Source organism: Streptomyces sp. HSW2009, from assembly GCF_040240285.1.
In the GTDB taxonomy this organism is placed as follows: Bacteria; Actinomycetota; Actinomycetes; order Streptomycetales; family Streptomycetaceae; genus Streptomyces.
In genome coordinates this window covers 1-9095 of record NZ_JBEHZD010000321.1, presented here as the reverse complement: position 1 = coordinate 9095, position 9095 = coordinate 1, and the positions used below count along the sequence as shown (strand labels likewise).

The following is a 9095-nucleotide window of genomic DNA, read 5'->3' as shown; positions in this document are numbered from 1 at the left end:
GGGCGGGCTTTTGTCAAAACCACACCGCTGCCCCCCGCCCGGCCGGGCGGCCCCCGCGGGGGCCGGCGGGGCCCGCGACCGGCCCCGCGCACCACCGTCCCGTCCCCCGTCCCCGCCGCCTCCACCCCCACCTCTGCCTCTGCCCCGCCCCCGCCTACGAGAGGTCGCCCAGCGTCAGCGAGGCCGTCCGTTCGTCGCCGTTGCGGTCGTACGTCACGCGTACCCGGTCGCCCGGCCGGTGCCGGGCGCGGGCGTCGGTGAGGGCGGACAGCGCCGGGGTCGGCACGTCGCCGATGCGCAGGACCACGTCTCCGGCACGCAGGCCGGCCCGGTCCGCCGCCCCGCCCCGGGCGACCGCGACCACCGCGACCCCGGCCGGCTGGTAGTCCGGGCCGAGCACGCTGCGCCCCGTGATGCCGAGCGCGGCCTTGCCGGAATCCGTCACCCGGCCGTGCTCGATCATCTGGTCGGCGATGTGGGTGACCGTCGATGCGGGGATGGCGAAGCCGATGCCGGCCGCCAGGCCCCGTTCGAGGTCGGCCGCCGCCAGCGTCGGCACGCCGATGACCTGCCGGTCGAGGGTGACCAGGGCGCCACCGCTGTTGCCCGGGTTGATGGCGGCCGAGGTCTGGACGAGGTTGCCGATGGTGGCCCCGGTGCCGCCGCCGCTGCGGCCCTCGCCCACGGTGCGCTCCAGCGCCGAGACGATGCCTTGGGTGACGCTCCCGGACAGCCCGAGCGGGCTCCCCATGGCCAACACGATCTGCCCGATGCGCAGCGCGCCCGAGTCGCCGAACGACGCCGGCTTGAGGTCCTTCGGCGGCTGCTCCAGCTTGATCACGGCCAGGTCCTGCGGCGGGAAGCTGGCGACGATCCCGGCCCGCAGCGTCGCGTGCCCGGTGGCCAGGGTGACATCGAACGACCTGGCGTCGCCCACCACGTGCGCATTGGTGACGATGTGGCCGCGCCGGTCGTAGACGATGCCCGAACCGAGCCCGTCCCCGGTGGTGATCTGCACCACCGACGGCAGCACGGCCTGGACGGTCCGCTCGTACGCCCGCTGGAGGGCCGCCCCGTCCCCCCCCCCGGTCGCCGCCGCCCCGCCGCCGGGGGTGCGGGAGGCCGCGCCGGAGTCCCCGGCCGTGGTCGACGCGGCCTCGGGGCGGGGGACGGAGTCCGGGTCGGAGCCGGAGTCGCACCCGGCCAGCAGGGCCGCGACGCACAGGACGGCACCAGCGGCGAGCGCCGATCGACGGGACGGGCCACGCACAGACGAGCAACTCATGCCCGAAGTGTTCCTTTTGGCGTGGTGTTGTGGGCCGCCGACCGTCGGACGCCGCCGCCCGAGTCACCCGGAGGGCGGCGTGCGGGGCGATGACCGGTACGCACCGGCGGCTCTCCGGGTGGCCCCGGATGCCCTGCCGCCAGGGGGGCGGGCCCGCCCCGGCTGCCGCCCACACTGCGCGCGACCTAGGGTTTCTGACTCGGCCCGCGCGGCCCCCACCCGGCAGCGCTACGGCGCCGTCGGCGGCGCCGTAGCCAGCAGCTGGGCCGCCGCCAGTTCGCCGTAGAGCGGATCGGCTGCCACCAGCTCCTCGTGGGTGCCCACCGCCCGTACCCGCCCGGCGTCCAGCACCACGATGCGGTCGGCGAGTGTGACCGTGGACAGCCGGTGCGCGACCACCAGGACGGTCGTCTCGCGGGCGGCCTCCGCGACGGTGTCCCGCAGCGCCATCTCGTTCACCGCGTCGAGTTGCGAGGTGGCCTCGTCGAGGAGCAGCAGCCGGGGGCGGCGCAGCAGCGCCCGGGCGATCGCTACCCGCTGCCGCTCACCGCCGGAGAGCTTGCTCCCGCGGTGCCCGACGACCGTGTCCAGGCCCTCGGGCAGCCGGTCCACCAGCGCGTCCAACTTCGTACGGGCCAAGGCCGCGCGCAGCGCCGCATCGGTGGCGTGCGGATGGGCGAAGAGCAGGTTGTCGCGCAGCGTCCCGGAGAGCACCGGAGCGTCCTGCTCGACGTACCCGATCGAGGCCCGCAGCGCCTCCAGCGGCCACTGCCGCACGCACCGCCCGTCCACCAGGACCCGGCCGCCGGTCGCCTCGTAGAACCGCTCGATCAGCCCGAACACGGTGGTCTTGCCGGCGCCCGACGGCCCGACGAACGCCGTCAGGCCGCCGCTGGGGAGGTGGAAGTCGACGCCGTGGTGCACGTACGGCAGGTCGTCGCGGTAGCGGAAGGTGACCGATTCGAAGGTGACCGTGGCCGGGGTCGCGGGCCGGTCGGGGGCGTCGTCGCCGGGCGCGGGCGGCTGGGGCCCGGCGCCGTCCGGTACGGGAGCGGGGCCCGCCCCCGGCGCGGCAGCCGGCGCCTCCGTCGGCCCTACCCCCACCGGCTCCGTCGCCAGCCGCTCGGCCTCGCTGATCCGGGCCACCGCAGCCGCCCCGACCTGGTACTGGGAGACCGCCTCCACCAGCCGGCTGACCGGGTCGATCAGGTAGAAGAGGAAGAGCAGGAAGGCGATGAGCGTACCCACGTCGGTGGCGCCCGACGCCACCCGCGCGCCGCCGACGCCGAGCACCGCGAGGAAGGAGACCTGCACCGCGAAGCCGACCGACGACCAGGCCAGCGCCCGCCACTTGGCCGCCTGGACGCCGTGCCGCCAGGCGTCGTGCGCCGCCGCGTCCACCACGGCCTGCTCGCGCGCCTCGGCACCGGACGCCTTGATGGTGCGGAACGCCCCGAAGGACCGTTCCAGCACGGTGGAGATCGCCCCGACCGCCTCCTGGGCCGCCTTGCTGGCCCGCGCGATCCGGGGCATGACCAGGCCCGTCGCGCCGCCGATCAGCACCATCACGCCCAGTGTGACCAGCAGCAGCACCGGTTCCATCAGCCCCATCAGGACGATGGTCGCCACCAGCGTCAGGGTCCCGGTGACCGCGCCCACCAGCGACTCCGTCGCCACCGACCGCAACAGCGTGGTGTCCGAGGTGACCCGCGACATCAGATCGCCCGGCTGGGTGCGCTCCACCTCGGGCACCCGCAAGCGCAGCAGCCGGCCGACCAGCCGCCGCCGGGCGGCGAGCACCACCGACTCGGCAGTGCGCTCCAGGAGGTAGGCGCCCAGCGCCTCGATGACCGTGCCGAGCACCACGAGGAGCGTGAGGAGGACCAGCATGCCGGCGATCGACTCGTCGTCCCCGAGCCGGTCGACCAGCGCCTTCGCCGCCAGCGGCTGGGCCAGCCCGGTCGCCGCGCCGACCAGCGTGAACACGGCGGCCAGCGCGATCACCCAGCGGTGCGGCCGGATGTGCCCGTACAGGACGGCCCATGTCTCGCGGGCGGGCAGCTTCACCTGATCGGCCGATCGCGCACCACCTGGCGCACCTGGCGTACCCGGCGTGCCTGACGCGCCCGTCGTGTCGCCTTCCGGCGCACTCGTCGTGCCGTCCGGGGGCCCGTCCTCGCGCGCGGGGGGCGCAGCGGCGGGCGTGATGGGCGGTGGGCCGTCCTGCGCGGCGGACACGTGTCAGCTCCCGGGCTCTGCGTTCGTTCGTACGAGTCGCACTCGTCTCGTACGAGTCAGGACGCGCCCTCGGCCACTTCACCTGACCCACGGGCCGGCCCACGACCAGCGCCCTGGCCCGTAACCCCAACCCCGAGCTCCGGCCCGCCACCCGGACCCCGGGCCGGTCCCACCGCCAGGGCCCGGGGCCGGGTGCCCCGAGCCGCCGCCGGGTGGGCTATTGGCGCACCCCGCACAGGTGCAGCAGCGCGGCCACCGCACGGTACGGGTCGGTGCGGCCGGCGCGCTCCTCGGCGGCCAGCAGGGCGGCCAACTCGTCCGCGGTCGGCGGGACGGTGCCGTCGGCCGCGCCGTCGCTGAACAGCCGTACGCCGTACCAGTCCCGCGCCGGGGCGCCGATGCCGGCCAGCGTCGTCACCAGGTCCTGGCACCGGTCGGCGCGTGCCGTCAGCCCGAGCCGGTTGGTGTAGTCGGGGGAGTCGAAGGCGGCCAGCGCCCCCGCCCAGTCACCGGCCAGACCGGGCCGCAGGGCGAGCGCATCGGCGTTCCGCACCACCAATGACAGCAGCCCGCCGGGGGCCAGCACCCGGGTCAGCCCCGCCAACATCGGCTCCGGCTCGGGCACGTACATCAGCACGCCGTGACAGAGGACGACATCGAAGGCGCCCGGCAGGAAGTGCGCACCGGTGTCCCGGCCGTCGCCCTGGACCAGCCGGAACCGCTCGCGGACGAACCGCGGCTCGCCCTCCAGGGCGCCGCGCACCGCGGCGAGCATCGCCGGGTCCGATTCGAGACCGGTCACCTCGTGCCCGATGCGGGCCAGTCGCATCGCCTGGGTGCCCTGGCCGACGCCGACGTCGAGCACCCGCAACTGCTGGCCCACCGGGAACAGCTTGCCGATCTGCTCGTCGAGCTGGCGCGCCACCAGCTCCTGCCGGACGGTGTTGCGCAACCCGCCGAGGCCACCGAGCCAGGCCCCCGCGCCGCGGGCGAAGGCGGTACCCCGGGTCAGGGCCGCTCTCCGCGCTTGACCTGCGGCTTGGGCAGCCGCAGTCGGCGCATCTGGAGGCTGCGCATCAGCGCGTACGGCACGGCGCCGCGCAGGTTCTCGTCCGGGAACCGCTGCCTGAGCTGACGCTTGAGCGCGATGCCGATGACGATCGAGTTGATCACGATGAGGAAGATCACGACCATCCACAGCAGCAGTACGTACTGCTGCATCGCCCCGGCCTGGATCAGGCTCAGGACGAGGATGATCACGGCCAGCGGCAGGAAGAACTCCGCCACGACGAACCGCGAGTCCACGTAGTCACGCGCGAACTTGCGGATCGGGCCCCGGTCCCTGACCGGAAGATAGCGCTCGTCGCCGTTGGCCAGCGCCTCCCGCTGCTTGGCCAGGTCGGCGCGCCGGGCCTCCCGCTGTCGCCTGGCGGCGTCCTTGCGGGTCAGCGGCGTGCTGGCCAGGCTGCGACGCTGGGACTGCGCCTCGCTGCGCTTGGGCGTCGGGCGGCCCTTGGGCGCCTGCGGGTTACGGGTCTGCTGCGGCTCATCCGCGGACGCCTTGGCGGGCGCGGACTGCTCATCCTTCGAACGGCTTCGGAACACGAAACCCAAGGGTACGGGGTGTCGGCGGGTAGACCCCAGCCTCGGGGGGAACGATCCGGCAACGGCCACGCGTCGTACCAGCGTGGGACGCCGTTTCCCGGGGCGCCACCTACTCCTCCGGCCTGATGCCGGCGAGCCCTCATCGTCCTGAGGGAGGAGTCCGAGGGCGTCCGAACAGTGCGGTAATAGAAGCAGGGCCCGTACGCTGGGTCCGTAGTGGTGTGCCGGAGTCCAAGTCCGTCAGAAGGGGGCGCGCGAGGCCCATGAGCGGTGTCATGAAGCGTATGGGGATGATCTTCCGCGCGAAGGCCAACAAGGCCCTGGACCGGGCCGAGGACCCGCGCGAGACCCTTGACTACTCGTACCAGAAGCAGCTTGAGCTGCTCCAGAAGGTGCGACGCGGCGTCGCGGACGTCGCCACGTCCCGCAAGCGGCTCGAATTGCAGTTGAACCAGTTGCAGGGCCAGTCCTCCAAGCTGGAGGACCAGGGGCGCAAGGCGCTCGCGCTGGGCCGTGAGGACCTGGCCAGGGAGGCGCTCTCCCGCAGGGCCGCGCTCCAGCAGCAGGTCACCGACCTGGAGGTGCAGCACCAGACGCTCCAGGGCGAGGAGGAGAAGCTCACCCTGGCGGCCCAGCGGCTCCAGGCCAAGGTGGACGCCTTCCGGACCAAGAAGGAGACCCTGAAGGCCACGTACACCGCGGCCCAGGCGCAGACCCGGATCGGCGAGGCGTTCTCCGGCATCTCCGAGGAGATGGGCGACGTCGGCATGGCGATCCAGCGGGCCGAGGACAAGACCGCGCAGATGCAGGCGCGGGCCGGCGCCATCGACGAACTCCTGGCCTCGGGCGCGCTCGACGACCAGTCCGGGATCGCCGCCAAGGACGACATCGCGGCCGAGCTCGACCGGATCTCCGGCGGCACGGACGTGGAGATCGAGCTCCAGCGGATGAAGGCCGAGCTCGCCGGCGGCAGCGGTGCGCCGGCCATCGAGGGCGGCCAGAACGCCCCCGGCAGCCAGGTGCAGCCGGTGGACCGCCAGAAGCCGCGCTTCGAGAAGTAGCGCACACCCGGCGGCGGCCGGCCCCGGCCGCCGCGTGGCACCCGAACGAGACCCGCGCCCCGCGCGCGGGGGTTCAGGCAAGGAGGCCGTCGTGATCGTACGGATCATGGGGGAGGGCCAGGTGGAGCTGGACGACGTCCACTTCGCCGAACTCAACCGGCTCGACGACGAGCTGCTCGCCGAGATAGAGGGCGGCGACCACGACGGTTTCCGGCGCACCCTCACCGCACTTCTCGACGCCGTACGACGCCTCGGCAAACCCCTGCCCGATGACGCGCTCCAGCCGTCGGAGCTCATCCTGCCCGGCCCCGACGCCACGCTGGAGGAGGTCGAGCAGATGCTCAGCGACGACGGGCTCATCCCCGGCTGACCTCGCGGACCGACCGGCCTGCCGGCCCCGCGCCACTCTGCGCCGGGCCGGCTTGCGTCGGGCCGCTCTGCGCCGGGCCGGCTGGCGTACGCGGCCCGAGTGCGGCGCCGGTGGTCGACGGCCGGCGGTCCCGACGATGGCCGCTCCGTGCGCGACGGCCGGTCGCCCTGACGATCGCCGGTCCGCGCCGTGCGACGGCCCGCTATTTCCACGGTCGCCGATCCGTGTGCGGCGACCGCCCCCGACGCTCGCTGGCCCGCGCACGGCGGCGGGTTACCTCGACGATCGCCGGCCCGGGTGCGACGGCCGGCAACCCCTATGATGCGCCGACCCGCCCGCCGTGACCGGCGACCCCTAGACGAGTGAGTCCGAAGTCTGGTCAGTGGTCGTAGGCGATCAGCGACCTGGTCAGCGGTGTTCCGGTGGCTCGGTTGTGCCAGATTGCGGCGGTCAGGGCCAGGATGCGCTGGCCTACGCGGGCCAGGACCCCGGCAGGGGTCCTGGCTCCGTGGCGTTCGAGGTCGAGCTGGCCCTTGAGGGTGTCGTTCACCGACTCGATCAGCTGCCGGATCGGCTTGAGCAGCCGCTCGCCGGGGCGGGGTTTGAGGTTGCGGTAGCTGGGCCGGATCAGGGTCAGACCCAGGTCGGCCATGAAGGCATCGAGGTGTTTGGAGACGTAGCCCTTGTCTGCGACGAGGGGCTGGCCGGGGTGGGTGGTCAGCAGGTCACGGTCGCCGGTGAGCATGTCGGCGAGGACTTCGCGTTCGTCCGTCTTGGGGTTGGCCAGGGCCCAGGCGATGGGCAGACCGCCGGGTGTGCAGATCAGGTGCAGGCGCAGGCCCCAGAAGAAGCGGGAGTGCGAAGGGCAGTAGCCGTAGCCGGCACAGCCCGCCAGCTCCGAGCGTTTGACCGTGGGCCTGGAGCGGGCGCATTCCACAGGGGTGGAGTCGACGATCCACACGTCGTCGTGCCACAGGTCGGTGTCTCGGGCCAGGTTCCGGATGAACCGGCTGATCAGCGTGTTCGCAGCCCGCAGGCGCTTGTTGTAGCCGGACTGGCCGGGCAGGTAGGGGAACTCCGCGGCCAGATGACGGCGGGCGAACCGCAGCCAGCGGGCCTCAGAGACGAACCCGAGGACGGCCTGCATGACCGCGAGCGTCAACAGCTCGGCGTCCGTCAGCCTCGGCGGCCGCCCCGATCGCCGCGTTTCCGTCAGAGAGTCATCGATCCTCACGTACAGTGCTGTCGCGAGGGTCTCCAGGTTTGTCGTCACAAACAAACCAACGAGACCCTCGCTTCATGCGCGCGAAGACTTCGGACTTACTCGTCTAGGGGCGGACGAGCATCCCGTACGGGTCCGCGCCAAACCCTCAACAGGGCCGCTGGTCCACCCCTCGGACCACCCCGTCGAAACCGGCGGCTGCGCCAGGGGGCGGCCGACCCGTGGCCGGGCGGCAGTTGACCAGCGGCGTCCCGCCCCGCCGCGGGGGCACGTCGGGGAGCAGGGTGGCAACGGGGCGGTGCGCCAGCCCGTACCGTTGGATGCCGTGACTCTTCCCGCTGCTGGACCGGGCGCCGCGCGTCAGGGGTCGATCGCGGTCTGCTGGCTGCGTGGGCACCCGCTCGCGGTCGACGCCGTGATCGCCACCTGCGTCCTCGCCTGCATCATGACCAGTTCGGTGACCGGCCCGGTGGAGGACCGGCCCGTGGGGCCGCTGCTCGTCACCCTCGCCGTGGCCGCCAGCGCGGCCCTGGTGTGGCGCCGCCGGCAGCCGCGGACCGTGCTCGCTGCGACCACCGTCCTCAGCGGCCTGGGCATCGCCTGCTCGCCCAGCGGCGCCGTGCCGCCGTCGCAACTCGCCATCAGCGTCGTCGTCGCGCTCTACACCCTCGGTGCCTCCACCGACCGGCACACCACCTGGCGGATCGGCGCGGCCACCGTGGCGCTGCTCACCGGCACCGTGATGATCTTCGGCCGGCACCCCTGGTACATGCAGGAGAACCTCGGCATCTTCGCCTGGACGGGCATGGCCGCCGCCGTCGGCGACGCGGTGCGCAGCCGGCGGGCGTTCATCGCGGCCATCGAGGAGCGCGCCGTGCGGGCCGAGCGGACCCGCGAGGAGGAGGCCAGGCGCCGGGTCGCCGAGGAGCGGCTGCGCATCGCACGCGAACTGCACGACGTGGTCGCCCACCACATCGCCCTGGTCAACGTGCAGGCCGGGGTCGCGTCGCACGTCATGGACAGCCGCCCCGACCAGGCCAAACAGGCCCTCGCGCACGTCCGCGAGGCCAGCAGGTCGGCGCTTGGCGAACTGCGCGCCACGGTGGGCCTGCTGCGCCAGTACGGCGACCCGGAGGCGCCCACCGAGCCGGCCCCCGGGCTCGGCGTGCTCGACCAGCTCATCGACGGCTTCGCCCGCACCGGGCTGCGGGTCACGGTCGCGGCGGCCAACGAGGAGCTGCGCGAGTCGGCTACTTCTTCTCGGGTTAGAACGAGGCTGTGCGGTTGAAGCTGGTGATGTTGAGCTTGATGCCC

The 9095-nt window shown here is 73.5% G+C and carries 7 protein-coding genes and 1 pseudogene; 3 read left to right on the top strand and 5 right to left on the bottom strand.

All coding sequences use genetic code 11. The features are described from left to right. Nucleotides 1-154: 154 nt before the first annotated feature. The 4 genes from AAHZ94_RS21910 to AAHZ94_RS21895 form a co-directional block, all read right to left on the bottom strand. Nucleotides 155-1285 carry a S1C family serine protease gene (locus tag AAHZ94_RS21910; RefSeq protein ID WP_349994682.1) on the bottom strand — a complete coding sequence of 377 codons (1131 nt, stop codon included), beginning with the start codon at nucleotides 1283-1285 and terminating at the stop codon, nucleotides 155-157. Between the two features lie 228 nt (nucleotides 1286-1513). After that, nucleotides 1514-3352 (bottom strand): ABC transporter ATP-binding protein, encoded by a 1839-nt coding sequence (locus AAHZ94_RS21905; RefSeq protein ID WP_502964736.1) that lies wholly within the window; start codon nucleotides 3350-3352, stop codon nucleotides 1514-1516. A gap of 388 nt (nucleotides 3353-3740) precedes the next feature. Beyond that, nucleotides 3741-4475: a class I SAM-dependent methyltransferase gene (locus tag AAHZ94_RS21900; RefSeq protein ID WP_349994681.1), complete on the bottom strand. Its 735-nt coding sequence runs from the start codon at nucleotides 4473-4475 to the stop codon at nucleotides 3741-3743. A gap of 56 nt (nucleotides 4476-4531) precedes the next feature. Next, nucleotides 4532-5137, bottom strand: coding sequence for a DUF3043 domain-containing protein (locus AAHZ94_RS21895; RefSeq protein ID WP_502964735.1), 606 nt, complete (start codon nucleotides 5135-5137; stop codon nucleotides 4532-4534). Between the two features lie 254 nt (nucleotides 5138-5391). Here AAHZ94_RS21895 and AAHZ94_RS21890 point away from each other — a divergent pair, with 254 nt between their 5' ends. Together AAHZ94_RS21890 and pspAA are read left to right on the top strand one after the other, a co-directional pair. After that, nucleotides 5392-6189, top strand: a complete 798-nt coding sequence (locus tag AAHZ94_RS21890) for a PspA/IM30 family protein (RefSeq protein ID WP_349994679.1) — start codon at nucleotides 5392-5394, stop codon at nucleotides 6187-6189. 91 nt (nucleotides 6190-6280) lie between these two features. Next, nucleotides 6281-6559, top strand: coding sequence for a PspA-associated protein PspAA (gene pspAA, locus AAHZ94_RS21885; protein ID WP_349994678.1), 279 nt, complete (start codon nucleotides 6281-6283; stop codon nucleotides 6557-6559). A 379-nt stretch (nucleotides 6560-6938) separates the two neighbouring features. On the opposite strand, the gene AAHZ94_RS21880 is transcribed toward pspAA, so the two are convergent. After that, complete coding sequence (locus AAHZ94_RS21880; protein WP_349994677.1) at nucleotides 6939-7832, bottom strand: IS982 family transposase; 894 nt, start codon at nucleotides 7830-7832, stop codon at nucleotides 6939-6941. A 274-nt stretch (nucleotides 7833-8106) separates the two neighbouring features. On the opposite strand from AAHZ94_RS21880, the pseudogene AAHZ94_RS21875 reads away from it, so the two are divergent. Beyond that, nucleotides 8107-9018 (top strand): annotated as a pseudogene (locus tag AAHZ94_RS21875) (histidine kinase dimerization/phosphoacceptor domain-containing protein); the annotation flags it as partial. Between the last annotated feature and the right edge of the window lie 77 nt (nucleotides 9019-9095).